11 protein-coding genes and 3 pseudogenes are annotated in these 12898 nt (G+C 73.8%); 3 read left to right on the top strand and 11 right to left on the bottom strand.

Annotated elements, in window-relative coordinates; all coding sequences use genetic code 11:
- Together QUE40_RS04470 and QUE40_RS04465 are read right to left on the bottom strand one after the other, a co-directional pair.
- Nucleotides 1-255: an Rv1322 family protein gene (locus tag QUE40_RS04470; protein ID WP_338070548.1), complete on the bottom strand. Its 255-nt coding sequence runs from the start codon at nt 253-255 to the stop codon at nt 1-3.
- A gap of 48 nt (nt 256-303) precedes the next feature.
- Nucleotides 304-1677: a 3-hydroxyacyl-CoA dehydrogenase gene (locus QUE40_RS04465; protein ID WP_142004583.1), complete on the bottom strand. Its 1374-nt coding sequence runs from the start codon at nt 1675-1677 to the stop codon at nt 304-306.
- A 42-nt stretch (nt 1678-1719) separates the two neighbouring features.
- Here QUE40_RS04465 and nucS point away from each other — a divergent pair, with 42 nt between their 5' ends.
- Nucleotides 1720-2415: an endonuclease NucS gene (gene nucS / locus QUE40_RS04460; protein WP_142004582.1), complete on the top strand. Its 696-nt coding sequence runs from the start codon at nt 1720-1722 to the stop codon at nt 2413-2415.
- Between the two features lie 73 nt (nt 2416-2488).
- Here the strand turns inward: nucS and QUE40_RS04455 are convergent.
- The 5 genes and pseudogenes from QUE40_RS04455 to QUE40_RS04430 form a co-directional block, all read right to left on the bottom strand.
- A pseudogene (locus tag QUE40_RS04455) lies at nt 2489-3168 on the bottom strand (xanthine dehydrogenase family protein molybdopterin-binding subunit).
- Between the two features lie 332 nt (nt 3169-3500).
- Nucleotides 3501-3959: pseudogene (locus QUE40_RS04450) on the bottom strand (molybdopterin cofactor-binding domain-containing protein); the annotation flags it as partial.
- 122 nt (nt 3960-4081) lie between these two features.
- A pseudogene (locus QUE40_RS18870) lies at nt 4082-5605 on the bottom strand (FAD binding domain-containing protein); the annotation flags it as partial.
- Complete coding sequence (locus QUE40_RS04435) at nt 5602-6141, bottom strand: 2Fe-2S iron-sulfur cluster-binding protein (protein ID WP_289232428.1); 540 nt, start codon at nt 6139-6141, stop codon at nt 5602-5604. The gene QUE40_RS04435 and the pseudogene QUE40_RS18870, both read right to left, overlap by 4 nt.
- 56 nt (nt 6142-6197) lie before the next feature.
- Nucleotides 6198-8027 carry a gamma-glutamyltransferase family protein gene (locus tag QUE40_RS04430; RefSeq protein WP_289232427.1) on the bottom strand — a complete coding sequence of 610 codons (1830 nt, stop codon included), beginning with the start codon at nt 8025-8027 and terminating at the stop codon, nt 6198-6200.
- A gap of 33 nt (nt 8028-8060) precedes the next feature.
- Between QUE40_RS04430 and QUE40_RS04425 the strand changes: the two genes are divergently transcribed.
- Complete coding sequence (locus QUE40_RS04425; RefSeq protein WP_142004577.1) at nt 8061-9587, top strand: gamma-glutamyltransferase; 1527 nt, start codon at nt 8061-8063, stop codon at nt 9585-9587.
- A 33-nt stretch (nt 9588-9620) separates the two neighbouring features.
- On the opposite strand, the gene QUE40_RS04420 is transcribed toward QUE40_RS04425, so the two are convergent.
- On the bottom strand, nt 9621-9941 hold the full coding sequence (locus tag QUE40_RS04420; protein ID WP_142007391.1) for an STAS domain-containing protein: 321 nt from the start codon (nt 9939-9941) through the stop codon (nt 9621-9623).
- A gap of 150 nt (nt 9942-10091) precedes the next feature.
- Between QUE40_RS04420 and QUE40_RS04415 the strand changes: the two genes are divergently transcribed.
- Complete coding sequence (locus QUE40_RS04415) at nt 10092-10700, top strand: cob(I)yrinic acid a,c-diamide adenosyltransferase (protein WP_289232426.1); 609 nt, start codon at nt 10092-10094, stop codon at nt 10698-10700.
- A gap of 15 nt (nt 10701-10715) precedes the next feature.
- Here the strand turns inward: QUE40_RS04415 and QUE40_RS04410 are convergent, their stop codons facing one another.
- Genes QUE40_RS04410 through QUE40_RS04400 form a run of 3 tightly spaced genes read right to left on the bottom strand, consistent with a single transcriptional unit; the run spans nt 10716 to nt 12751 of the window.
- Nucleotides 10716-11141 (bottom strand): DUF2550 family protein, encoded by a 426-nt coding sequence (locus tag QUE40_RS04410; protein WP_289232425.1) that lies wholly within the window; start codon nt 11139-11141, stop codon nt 10716-10718.
- Nucleotides 11142-11159: 18 nt separating this feature from the next.
- Nucleotides 11160-11429 (bottom strand): F0F1 ATP synthase subunit epsilon, encoded by a 270-nt coding sequence (locus QUE40_RS04405; RefSeq protein WP_289232424.1) that lies wholly within the window; start codon nt 11427-11429, stop codon nt 11160-11162.
- 32 nt (nt 11430-11461) lie between these two features.
- Nucleotides 11462-12751: a uracil-xanthine permease family protein gene (locus QUE40_RS04400; RefSeq protein ID WP_289233007.1), complete on the bottom strand. Its 1290-nt coding sequence runs from the start codon at nt 12749-12751 to the stop codon at nt 11462-11464.
- Between the last annotated feature and the right edge of the window lie 147 nt (nt 12752-12898).

The following is a 12898-nucleotide window of genomic DNA, read 5'->3' as shown; positions in this document are numbered from 1 at the left end:
TCAGCGCCACGACCCCCGGGGCGGCCTGCGGTCGCGCGCCCGCCAGCACGGTGTGTGCCAGTGCCGGCGATCGCTCACGTCGCCCAGCCCGTCGGCGGGCCAGACGACCTCGTGCGGCACCGCGCTGCTGACCTGCGACTGGCAGCCGGGGCAGACATAGCTGCGCCCGGCGTCGTTGCCGCGCACCGAGCGCACCTCGTAGGTGCGACCGGCGTACGCCTCGCGCCGGGTGCCCCCGCCGAAGGCCCGGGCCACATCGCCGCGTGGCTCGGTCCGCTTCGGGCGGTTGCGCCGCGGCATCGCTCAGCCGCGGAACGGGCGGCCGGTGGCGGCGTGCTCGACCAGCAGCGGCGAGGGGTGCAGCGCCGGCTCGCCGGTCTCGGCCGTCATCTCCCGCAGCCCCTCGAGCACCCGCTGGGCGCCCCAGCGGTCGAGCATCTGCAGCAGGCCCTCGGGGTAGCCGCAGCCGGCGGTCATGGCGGTGTCGATGTCCTCGGCCGAGGCATAGCCGGAGTCGAGCATCTTCACGGCCTCGTTGACGTGCGGCAGCAGCAGCGCGTCACGCACCCGCCCGGCCCGGTCGCGCGACACGACCGGCACCAGCCCGGCGGCGGCGAGGCTCGCCCGCGCCTTGGCGACGTCGGCCTCGGAAGCCGTTGCGCCGCAGACGATCTCGGCGAGTCGGCCCTTGGGCGACTCGGTGTGCAGCTCGACCCGCACCCCGTCGGCGGCGAGCGCCTGGGCCAGCGCCTCCGGGGTGTCGGCGGTGACCACCTCTCCCTCGGGGGCCGGGGTCTCGGGGGCGCCGTCGGCGTAGTCGTAGAACCCGCGACCGGTCTTGCGGCCGAGCCGACCGGCCGCGACCATCTGCTGCAGCAGAGCCGGCGGCGCCGACGCCGGGTCGTGCGTCGCGGCGTAGAGCACGTCGCAGACCTCCTTGACCACGTCGAGCCCGATGAGGTCGCTGAGGGTGAGCGGCCCCATCGGCAGCCCGATGCCGGCGGTCGCCGCGGCGTCGAGGTCCTCGCGGGTGACGTGACCGGTCTCGTACGTCCGGATCGCCCGCGCCAGGTAGGCGATGAGCAGCGCGTTGGCGACGAAGCCCGCCCGGTCGCGCACGACGACCGGCTTCTTGCCGAGCCGCTCGGCCAGGTCGCGCACGCTCGTGACGACGGCCTCGTCGGTGAGGATGGTGGTGATCACCTCGACGAGCTTGAGCACCGGCGCGGGGTTGAAGAAGTGCATGCCGACGACCCGCTCGGGGCGCGCGGTCGCGGCGGCGATCTCGGTCAGCGACAGGCTCGAGGTGTTGGAGGCCAGGATCGCGTCGTCGCGCACGATGCCGTCGAGCGTGCCGAAGATGTCGTGCTTGATCTCCATCCGCTCCGGCACGGCCTCGACCACCAGGTCGACGTCGGCGAGCGCGGTGAGCTCGTGCGCGAAGGTGACCCGCTCGAGCAGCGCCTGCTGGTCGGCCTCGCTCAGCCGGCCGCGCTGCACCTGCTTGCCGGTCGACCTCTCCAGGAAGCCGCGTCCGCGCTCGGCCAGCTCGGGCGTACCGTCCACTGCCACGACGCTCAGCCCGGCGCGGGCGAACACCTCGACGATGCCGGCACCCATGGTGCCGAGCCCGACCACTCCGACGCGGTCGATGCCGCTCGTGCGCTCATCACTCATGGGGGCCAGTCTTCCAAGGCGGGCGGTCGGTAGGTTGTCCGGGTGCGTGTCGTCATCGCCCGCTGCTCCGTGGACTACATGGGCCGTCTCACCGCCCACCTGCCCCTCGCGACCCGGCTGCTCATGGTCAAGGCCGACGGGTCGGTGCTGGTGCACAGCGACGGCGGCTCCTACAAGCCGCTCAACTGGATGGCGCCGCCGTGCGCGATGGCCGAGGTCGAGCCGACCGACGACGAACGTGCCGAGGGCGTACGCCAGTGCTGGCAGGTCCAGCACGCCAAGTCCGACGACCGGCTGCGCATCCTGCTGCACGAGGTGCTGCACGACAGCAGCCACGACCTCGGCATCGACCCGGGCCTGGTCAAGGACGGGGTCGAGGCGCAGCTGCAGGCGCTGCTCGCCGAGCACATCCACACCCTCGGCGAGGGTTACACGCTGGTGCGCCGGGAGTACCAGACCCCCATCGGCCCGGTCGACATCGTCGCCAAGGACCCCACGGGCGCGACGGTCGCGGTCGAGATCAAGCGCCGCGGCGACATCGACGGGGTGGAGCAGCTGACCCGCTACCTCGAGCTGCTCAACCGCGACCCGCACCTGGCCCCGGTCAGCGGGGTGTTCGCCGCCCAGCAGATCAAGCCGCAGGCCCGCACCCTCGCCACCGACCGCGGGATCCGGTGCGTGACGCTGGACTACGACGAGCTGCGCGGCATCGACGACGCCACCACCCGCCTGTTCTGACCGCGAGCCCACGCTGGTCGAGCAGCGCGAGCCGCTGGGCGAGCGCGTATCGAGACCGAGTGGTACCGAGCGGTCAGGAACGGGGCAGCAGCTCGTCCGCGGTGACCGGGACGCTGCGGGCGCGCACGCCCGTGGCGTGGTGGATCGCGTTGACCACCGCAGCGGTCGCTCCGACGATGCCGATCTCACCGACCCCGCGCAGCCCCATCGGGTTGGCGCGCGGGTCGACATCGTCCAACCAGACCGCCTCGACGTCGCGGATGTCCGCGTGGGCCGGGACGTGATAGCTCGCGAGGTCCTGGGTGACGAAGTGGCCGAAGCGGGGGTCGCGCACCGACTCCTCGAACAGCGCTGCGCCGATGCCCATCGTCATGCCTCCGATGAGCTGTGACCGCGCCAGCCGGGGTTGACGATGCGCCCCGCCGAGAAGACCCCGAGCATCCGCGGCACCCGGATCTCCCCGGTCCAGCGGTTGACCCGCACCTCGGCGAACTGCGCGCCGAAGGAGTGCAGCGAGAAGGTCTTGTACGCCGGGTTCCTCGCCGCGTCGGCGGTCGCCTCGAGCCCCGGCGGCGGGGTGTCGCCGTGCTCCTTGCGGAAGGCCAGCGCCGCGGCGACGATCGCCGACCCCCACCCGCTGGTGCCGGTCGAGCCGCCCGCCACGGTGGCCTTCGGGTCGCGGGTGTCGCCGATGCGCATCTCCACCCGGTCGGCGTCGACCTCGAGCGCGTCGGCAGCGATCTGGGCGAGCACCGTCCAGGCGCCGGTGCCGATGTCGGCGGCGCCGATCGCGACGGTGTAGCGCTCCCCGGCTCTGACCGCACCGTCGCGGTGTTGCCCGGCGCGGGGTGCGCCGGATACGTCGACGTCGCGACCCCGAGCCCCACCCACCAGTCGCCCTCGAGCGTCTGTCGGGGCTCGGAAGCCCTCTGTTCCCAACCGAACTCGCGCGCTCCCCGGTCGAAGCACTCCATCAGCCGACGGTGGCCGAACGGCTTGCCCGACTCCGGGTCGACCTCGGGCTCGTTGCGGCGGCGCAGCTCGATGGGGTCGATCCCGCAACGCTCGGCGAGCTCATCCATCGCGATCTCGAGACCGACCATCCCGGGCATGACGCCGGGCGCCCGCATCCAGGTCGGGACCGACACGTCGAGCTCGACCAGCCGGTGGGCCGTGCGCAGGTTGGGCGTGGCGTAGACGTGCCGCGTCACCTCTGCCGTCTGCTCGCCGTACTCCTTGATGGCTGACGTCTGCTCGAGCACCCGGTGGTCGACCGCGGTGAGCCTGCCGTCGGAGTCGGCGCCGAGCCGGACGTGCTGGACGGTGGCCGTGCGGTACCCGGTCACCGTGAACATCTGCTGCCGGGTGACCGGCAGCCGCACCCACCGACCGGCGTGCTTCTTGGCCGCCAGCGCGACCGTCGCCACCTGCGGGTGCGGCAGGCCCTTGGACCCGAAGCCGCCCCCGACGTACGGCGCGGTGACCCGCACGTCGGCCGCGTCGAGCCCCATGAGCTCGGCCACCGTCGACGCCGCCGGGTGCACGCCCTGGGTGGAGTCGTAGAGCCAGAGCGTCGGCTGGTCCTCGTCGGTCTCCCCTCGCCCCGCCACCGTCCGAGCGTGGCGTGCGGCTCCATCGGCATCTGGTGCTCGTACGGCGTGCGGTAGGTCTCGTCGACCACCACCGCCGCCGTGCGCAGAGCCGCGTCGACCTCACCCTTGTCGGTGGCGGTCTCGTACCCTGCGTTGACCGAATCCGGTTCGTAGCCCTCGGAGTCCGCGTCGAACTCGGTGCGTGCCGGCTCCTCGTCGTAGTCGACGCGCAGCTGCTGCGCGGCCGCCCGCGCCTGTTCGGCGGTCTCGGCGAGCACCACGGCCACGACCTGCCCGCGATAGTGCACCCGATCGTCCTGCAGGATCGCCAGCTCCGGGTCGGCGTCGCTCGCGACCCGCGGCGCGTTCGTGTGGTCGACGACGTCGACGACGCCCGGCAGCTCGCGCACCTCGTCGGCGTGGATCTGCCGGATGCGCCCTTGGCCACCGTCGACAGCACCAGGTGGGCCTGCAGCGTGTCGTCGGTCTCGTGCTCGACGGCGTAGGTCGCCCGTCCGGTCACCTTCAGGCGCGCGTCCCGCCGCCGGTCGGGCCGGCCCATCGCGTGGGCCCGGATCTGCTCGGGCAGGGTCGCCTCGCTCATCGGTCCACTCCTCGCCGGCGGCCAGCTTGGTCAGCAGCATCGCCGTGGCCTCGGTGACCATCGGCAGCTTGTACGCCGTCTGCTGGCTCGGCGAGGCCTGCTCCAGCTCGCGCGCGCAGGCCGTCCGGACGTTCTCCGCGGTCACCGATCCTCCTGCCATCGCATCTTCGAGAAGCGTTGCGCGCCAAGGCTTGTGGGCCATGCCGCCCCACGCCACGCGTACGTCGGTGACCGTGCCGTCGTCGTCGACGGTGAGGCTCGCCGCGACCGACACGAGCGCGAAGGCGTAGGACGCTCGGTCGCGCACCTTGACGTAGTCCGAGCGGGCGCCCTCGGGCTGGGCGGGCAGGTCGACGTGGGTGATCAGGTCACCGTGCTCGAGCGTGGTGTCGCGCGACGGGTCGTCGCCCGGCAGCCGGTGCAGCTCGTCGATCGGCAGCGACCGCGCGCCGCCGGCCCCGAGCACGCCCACCTGCGCGTCGAGCGCGAGCATCGCGACGGCCATGTCCGAGGGGTGCACCGCGACGCAGCGGTCGGAGGCGCCGAGCACCGCGTTGTAGCGGCCGTAGCCCTCGAGCGCCGGACAGCCCGAGCCCGGCTCGCGCTTGTTGCACGGCACCGTGCGGTCCTGGAAGTAGACGCAGCGGGTGCGCTGCAGCAGGTTGCCGGCGGTCGTGGCCTGGTGCCGGATCTGCGCGGAAGCGCCCGACAGGAGTGCCCGCGACAGCACCGAATAGCGTTGGCGCACCTGCGGATTCGACGCCAGGTCGCTGTTGCGCACCCGGGCGCCGACGCGCAGGCCGCCGTCCTGCTCGGTGATCTCGTCCAGCCCCAGACCGGCGACGCTCACCAGCGTGCTGGGCGCGACGATGCCGAGCTTGAGGTGGTCGACCAGGTTGCTGCCGCCGGCGAGGAAGACCGCGCTCGGGTCGTCCGCGACCGCCGAGACCGCCTCGTCGGGCGAGGTGGGGCGGGCATACGTCGGGGCGCTCATCCGGCCACCTCCTCGGTCACCGCGTCCACGTCGGCGTCGGCGACGTCGAGCGCGGCGGCGCAGATGTTGACGTAGGCCCCGCAGCGGCACAGGTTGCCGCTCAGCCGCTCGCGCACCTCGGCCTCGTCCAGCTCCGGCGCGGCGGAGAGGTCGGGGCTGACATAGCTGGGCTGCCCCGCCCGCACCTCGGCCAGCATGCCGACCACGCTGCACACCTGGCCGGGGGTGCAGTAGCCGCACTGCAGGGCGTCGCGCTCGACGAAGGCCTCCTGCACCTCGTGCAGCCGCTCCCCGTCGGCGAGCCCGGCCGCGGTCGTGATCTCGGCCCCGTCGTGGTCGATCGCGAGGCTGAGGCAGGTCAGGTGACGGCGCCCGTCCAGCAGCACCGTGCACGCACCGCACTGCCCGTGGTCGCAGCCCTTCTTCGGAGAGGTCTCGCCGAGCCGCTCGCGCAGCGCGTCGAGCAGGGTGGTCCGGACGTCGATGTCGACGGTGCGTGCGGCACCGTCGACCTGCAAGGTGACCTGCGTCGTCATGCCGGCCAGCCAACCACCAGCAGGACCCCCGAGGAACCTCCCTACGGACCCGAATGTCAGCGCCCGGCGGCGTACCCCTGCATCCCTCGCGGGTTGGCACCGGCATAGAGCATCCCCGTCTCGGGGTCGCGCGCCACCGCGCTCAGCCGGCCCTCCGACCACGCCGGACCCACGGTCACCTGGTGCCCGCGAGCGCGCAGCGCCGCAGCCACGTCCGGCCCGTGGTTCGCTTCCAGCACGACCGATCTCGGCACGTACGCCCGCGGCCAGAACGACCCGATCAGCGCGTCCGTGTGCCAGTCGGGTGCGTCGATGCCGCCCTGCAGGTCGAGCTCGCCCGTGCGCGCGTGGCCGGCCGCCACCCGCAGGAACAGGTGGAACGACCACTGGTCCTGCTGGTCGCCGCCCGGCGTGCCGAACGCCATCGCCGGCACCCCGCCGAGCGAGGCCATCGACGGGCTCAGCGTCGTGCGTGGCCGACGGCCCGGCGTCAGGGTGTTCGGCAGCCCCTCGTCGAGCCAGGTCATCTGCAGCCGGGTCCCGAGCGGGAAGCCGAGCTCGGGCACGACCGGGTTGGACTGCAACCAGCCGCCGCTCGGCGTCGCCGACACCATCGTCCCCCAGCGGTCGACGACGTCGAGGTGGCACGTGTCGCCGGCCGTGCGCCCGACGCGGTCGACCTGCGGGGCCGCGTGGTCCTGCACGGTGGGCTCGCCCGCGCCCGCGCCCCGGACCGGCACCGCGTCGCCGCTCAGCAACCGCCGGACGTGCGCGGGCAGCTGCGCCTCCCGGCCGTACGGCTGCCCCGGCCGCCACTCGCCCGACGCCTTCTCGCCGATCAGCCCGGCCCGCGCGCGGGCGTAGCCGGGGTCGAGCAGCGCGGCGACGTCGACCGGCGCGGCGTCACCGAACCAGGCGTCGCGGTCGGCCAGCGCGAGCTTGGTGCCCTCCACCAGCCGATGCATCAGGTCGGGGTCGAAGTCCGAGATGTCCTGCGGCGCAACGTCGTTCAGCAGCTGCAGCTGCTGCAGGAAGGCCGGGCCCTGGCTCCACGCCCCCGCCTTGTGCACCGTCCAGTCGCCCCAGCGCTCGTCGACCGTGTCCTCCCAGCGGGCCTGCGGCGCGGCCAGGTCGTCGGCCGTCATCGCGCCGGCGTGCGGCTCGCCGCTGGAGTCCATCGCGGGCGTCTGCGCGGTGCGCACCATCGCCTCGACGACGAAGCCGGTCTTCCAGGTGCGCAGCGCGGCCTCGATCTGCGCCTCGCGGTCGGCGCCGGCGGCCTCGGCCTCGCGCAGCACCCGCTGCCACGTCGCGGCCAGCGCCGGGTTGGTGAACAACCGCCCCGGGGCCGGCACCGCGCCGCCGGGGAGCCACACCTGCGCCGACGTCGGCCAGTGCTCGGTGAACAGGTCGCGCACCGAGGCGACCGTGCCGCTCGCCCGCTCCAGGAACGGGTGCCCGCGCTCGGCGAGACCGATGGCGTGGTCGAGCACGTCGCGCAGCGCCCAGCTGCCGTGGTCGCGCAGCAGCACCAGCCACGCCTCGACGGCCCCGGGGACGGCCGCGGCGAGCGGGCCGGTGCCGGGCACCAGGTCCAGCCCGAGCCCCCGGTAGCGCTCGGCCGACGCGCCCGCCGGGGCGACGCCCTGCCCGCACAGCACGCGGGGTCGCTCCCCGCGCACCGACACGATGATCGGGGCGTCGCCCCCGGGGCCGTTGAGGTGCGGCTCGACCACCTGCAGCACGAAGCCCGCGGCGCACGCCGCGTCGACGGCGTTGCCGCCCCGCTCCAGCACGCTCATCGCCGTGGCCGTCGCGCTCCAGTGGGTGCTCGCGGCCATCCCGAAGGTTCCGGCCAGCGTGGGTCGAGTGGTGAATGTCGTCATGGTCGGTCCAACCTACGGTGCAGAATCGCCCGCATGACCCGAGCACGACGTACGGCCGTGGCCGCCCCCAACGCCCTCGCCGCCCAGGCGGGTGTCGACGCCGTCGCCCTCGGCGGCACCGCCGTCGACGCGGCCCTGGCCGCCATGGCCGTCACCTTCGTCAGCGAGCCCGGCATCGTCAGTGCGATGGGCGGCGCGTTCGTCGCGGTCTGGCCGGTGCAGGGCGACCCGGTGGTCGTCGACGGCAACGCCGAGATGCCGGGGCGCGGACTGCCGCCCGAGCGGTTCGGCCGAGGCGTGCGCAACGTCTGGCTCGACTACGCCGGCGGCATGGAGATCCAGGCGGGCGCCGGGTCCGTGGCCACCCCGGGCGCGTTCGCCGCGATGGAGCGCGCGCACGAGATGTTCGGCGGAGCGTCGTGGGCTCAGGTGCTCGCGCCGGCGATCCACGTCGCCGACCGCGGGTGGCGGGTCGGCGCGGCCGCCGGCAGCTACCTGCAGCAGGTGGGCGAGGGGCTGTTCACGTTCGACCCCGACACCCGGGCCGCGCTCACCGACGACGGGGTGCCGCACGGGCCGGGGGCGGCACTGACCAACCCCGACATGGCCCGAGTGCTGACGCAGCTGGCGGAGGAAGGCACCGCGCCGCTCTACCGCGGCGACCTCGCCCACCGCATCGCCGACCACCTGCAGGAGCTCGACGGGCTCGTCACCCGCGCCGACCTCGCCGACTACGAGGTGGTCGTGCGCCCCGCGACGCTCAGCGCGGTCGGCGACTGGCAGGTGGCCACCAACCCGCCGCCGTCGATCGGCGGCCCGGTGCTGGCCACGATGCTGCGCCTGATGGGCGACGGCACCCCGGACCCGGAGACCCTGGCCCGGGTGCAGCGGGAGGTGCTGACCTATCGCCGCGACAACCTCGACACCGCCGCCGATCTCGAGGTGGCCGGGCCCGAGCTGCTCGCCTCGCTGGACGCGCTGTCGCTGAACCGCGTCCCCCGCTCCCCCAACACCGCCCACGTGTCGGCGGTCGACTCCGACGGCCTGGCCTGCGCGATCACCGCCTCCTCGGGATACTCCTCGGGCGTCACGGTGCCGGGCACCGGCCTGCTGCTCAACAACTCGCTGGGCGAGCCCGAGCTCAACCGGCACGGGGTGCACGCCCTGCCGCCGGGCACCCGCCTGGCGTCGAACATGGCCCCCACGACCGCGCGCCACCCCGACGGCTCGACCCTGGCGGTCGGCAGCCCCGGGGCCGACCGGATCACCACCGCGCTGCAGCAGACGCTCGCGTGGTTCCTGTGCGGCGGGCTGGGGCTGCAGCAGGCCATCGACCACCCGCGCCTGCACCTGCGGGTGCTCGCCGGCGACGAGGTGGTGGTCGAGCACGAGCCCGACCCGCGCATCGACGCGGCGGTCCAGGCCCTGGGCTGGCCGAGCAACGTGCACGACCCGGTCGCGATGTACTTCGGCGGCGTGGGCGGCGCGCTCGTGTCGCGCGAGGGCGACCTCAGCGCCGCGGGCGACCCGCGCCGGGCCGCAGCGACCGCCGTGGGGTGACCCGGCCGGGCCCGGCGAACCGGGCGACCCGGCTCAGGCCGGGACCGGGCCGGCGACCGCGACGGCCTCGGCCACCGGGGCCGTCGGGATGATCCGGCTGAGCTTCGTGGCCCGCAGCAGCCGGCGCATGCGCGGCGTGGCGTCGGCGATGACCACCTGACGCCCCGCCCGCCGGGCCCGCCGGTGGGCCTCGACGATCACGCCCAGGCCGGTGGCGTCCTCGACCTCGGCCTCGCCGAGGTGCAGCACCAGGTCGCCCGAGCCGGTGTCGATCGCGGTGTGCAGCAGCGCGCGCACGTCGGCGGCGGTCGCCACCCCCAGACTGCCCTGCAGCGTGATGCCCTCGACATCCATCGTCGCCGTGACCTGGTCCCTCGCCGTGTGCCCCCGCATCACGTCCCCGATCGTCGTCCGTCGCGTGTATGCGTATTGACGCACGGCGAGCCCACGAGTTGCCCTGTGCTGCGGTCACGATCTCGTCACGGGTCTGCGACGATCGTCGCCATGGTCAACCTCACCCGGATCTACACCCGCACCGGCGACAAGGGCACGACGGCGCTCGGCGACTTCAGCCGCACGTCCAAGACCGACCCTCGGCTGGTGGCCTACGCCGACACCGACGAGGCGAACAGCAGCATCGGCGTGGTCCTCGCGACCACCGAGGTGGCCGAGGACGTACGCGCGCTGCTCACCCGGGTGCAGAACGACCTGTTCGACGTGGGCGCCGACCTGTGCACCCCGCTGGTCGAGAACCCCGAGCACCCGCCGCTGCGGGTGCAGCAGGAGTGGATCGACGCGCTGGAGGAGGCGTGCGACACCTACAACGAGGGCCTGGAGCCGATGCGCTCGTTCATCCTGCCCGGTGGCACCCCCGCCGCGGCGCAGCTGCACGTCGCCCGCACGGTCGTCCGCCGGGCCGAGCGCGCCACCTGGGCCGCCATCGAGCAGTACGGCACCGAGGTCGCCCCCGCGGGCAGCGAGCGCGGCGTCGGCGGGGTCAACCCGCTGACCGCGCAGTACCTCAACCGGCTCTCCGACCTGCTGTTCATCCTCGGACGGGTCGCCAACCTGCCCCAGGGCGACGTGCCGTGGGTGCCCGGCGGCGAGCGCTGAGCGCGCGCCCGGGCGCTAGGCCACGTTGTTGGCGTTGAGCCCCGGGGGCGCCGACTCCGACCACGACCGCACCGCGGTGTAGTCGGCGCGGCTGAGCACCACGTCGACGGTCTGCTCGGGCAGCTCGAACGGCACGAGCACCGGGTCGGGCATGCCGGTGGGGCGGTAGTCGCTGTCGCGCGGCACGCCGAGCGCGAGCCGGCCGCGCTCCCACTGGGCCGCGGGGCGCGTGGTGACCCCGAACAACGGGAACCAGGCGATGTCCTCGCCGCCGACGCGGGCCATGCCCGAGCGCCAGGAGCCGTCGCGGTGCAGCGACATCAGGACCATCGGGCCGCCGCGGGAGATGCGCGAGCGGCGCAGGAGCAGCAGGGCCAGGATCAGGGCGAAGAGCAGCAGCAGGCCGCCGAGGATCTCTCCTGTGACGACCAGCTCGCCCACCCGGTCACACCGCCTCGGTCAGACCGAGGCGCCGTCGGTGATCGTCTCGGACACGATCCGCACGGTGTCGTGGTCGACCGAGAGGAAACCGCCGTCGACGTGGACCGTTCGGGTGGAGCCGTCGAGCGGCTCGACCTTGACGTCGCTCTCCGCGAGCAGCGACAGCATCGGCTCGTGGCCGGGCAGGATGCCCAGCTCGCCGTCGAGCGTGCGAGCGGTCACCCGGCTGGCCTCGCCCTCCCAGACCTTGCGGTCGGCGGCGACGACCTCGACGGTCAGCTGGCTCACGGGATCCTCCGATGGGTGGGGCAGCGTTTCAACTATCGTACCGGCGCCTGCGGGTCGGGCACCGCTCGGGTCAGCCGGGCGATCGCGCGCATCACGTGATAGGTCAGCAGCGCCGCCCCGGTGCCGAGCGCGATGCCCGCGAACTGCAGTTCGCCGACCCGCCAGGTGAAGTCGGCGATGCCGATGATCAGCGCCACGGCGCAGGTCATCAGGTTCACCGGGTTGCCGAGGTCGACCCGGTTCTCGACCCAGATCCGCGCGCCGAGCAGCCCGATCATCCCGTAGAGCACGACGGCGGCCCCGCCGAGCACCCCCGGCGGCACGGTCGAGATCGCGGCGCCGAACTTGGGCGAGAACGACAGGCCCAGCGCGACGAGCGCGGCGACCCAGTAGGCCGCGGTGGAGTAGACCTTCGTGGCGGCCATGACCCCGATGTTCTCGGCGTACGTCGTCGTGCCCGACCCGCCGCCGAGCCCGGCGAGCGTCGTGGCCAGCCCGTCGCCCATCAGCGCCCGGCCGGACATCGGGTCTAGGTCGTCACCGGTCATCTGGGCGACCGACTTCACGTGGCCGATGTTCTCGGCGACCAGCACCAGCACGACCGGCACGAACAGGCCCACGGTGTCCAGGTGGAAGGTCGGGGTGGTGAACTCCGGCAGCCCGACCCAGCCGGCCTGCCCCACGGCGGCCAGGTCGACCTCCCCGCGCACGGCCGCGACGGCGTACCCCGCGACGACGCCCACCAGGATCGAGAGCCGGCCGAGGATGCCGCGCGCCAGCACCGTGACGAGCAGGATCACCACGAGGGTCGCGAGCGCCGTGAGCGGCGACTTCACGAAGTTGTCCTTGGCCGCGGGCGCGAGGTTGAGGCCGATGAGGGCCACGATGGCGCCGGTGACGACCGGCGGCATCAGCGCCCGCAGCCACCCGGCGCCGGCCGCCTGGACGACGAGCCCGACGGCGGCCAGGGCGATGCCGGTGAGCACCACGCCCCCGAGCGCCCCGGCCATCCCGTGCTCGGCCTTGGCCGCGCCGATCGGCGCCAGGAAGGCGAACGAGCTGCCGAGGTAGGACGGCACCCGGCCGGCGGTGACGACCAGGAAGATCATCGTGCCGACCGCGGAGAAGAACAGCGTCGTCGCCGGCGGGAAGCCGGTGATCAGCGGCACCAGGAACGTCGCGCCGAACATGGCCACCACGTGCTGGGCCCCGATGCCGACGGTGCGCGGCCAGGTCAGCCGCTCCCCCGGACGTACGACCTCGTCGGGCCGCAACCGGCCGTCGCCTCCGTGCACGCTCCAGCTCAGGCCGAGCCGGCCCATTCCTTGGATCACCGCGGCAGTCTAGGGACCACCGTCACAGCTCCGGAGAACGCCCGCATGAAACCGGGTTAGGTGCGTTTGACCCTGATGCATCGAGGTCAAACGCACGTAACCCGGTTTCATGCGCGGGTGGAGGCGCACCTCCGG

It is taken from the genome of Barrientosiimonas endolithica (assembly GCF_030296655.1).
Taxonomy (GTDB): Bacteria; Actinomycetota; Actinomycetes; order Actinomycetales; family Dermatophilaceae; genus Barrientosiimonas; species Barrientosiimonas humi.
This window is presented reverse-complemented; position numbering and strand designations above follow the sequence as displayed.

Excerpts from the sequence above, each read along its gene's own strand:
- QUE40_RS04465 (WP_142004583.1), bottom strand. The coding sequence starts at position 1,677 with ATGAGTGATGAGCGCACGAGCGGCATCGACCGCGTCGGAGTGGTCGGG.
- QUE40_RS04435 (WP_289232428.1), bottom strand. The coding sequence starts at position 6,141 with ATGACGACGCAGGTCACCTTGCAGGTCGACGGTGCCGCACGCACCGTC.
- QUE40_RS04430 (WP_289232427.1), bottom strand. The coding sequence starts at position 8,027 with ATGACGACATTCACCACTCGACCCACGCTGGCCGGAACCTTCGGGATG.
- QUE40_RS04425 (WP_142004577.1), top strand. The coding sequence starts at position 8,061 with ATGACCCGAGCACGACGTACGGCCGTGGCCGCCCCCAACGCCCTCGCC.
- QUE40_RS04420 (WP_142007391.1), bottom strand. The coding sequence starts at position 9,941 with ATGGATGTCGAGGGCATCACGCTGCAGGGCAGTCTGGGGGTGGCGACC.
- QUE40_RS04415 (WP_289232426.1), top strand. The coding sequence starts at position 10,092 with ATGGTCAACCTCACCCGGATCTACACCCGCACCGGCGACAAGGGCACG.
- QUE40_RS04400 (WP_289233007.1), bottom strand. The coding sequence starts at position 12,751 with ATGGGCCGGCTCGGCCTGAGCTGGAGCGTGCACGGAGGCGACGGCCGG.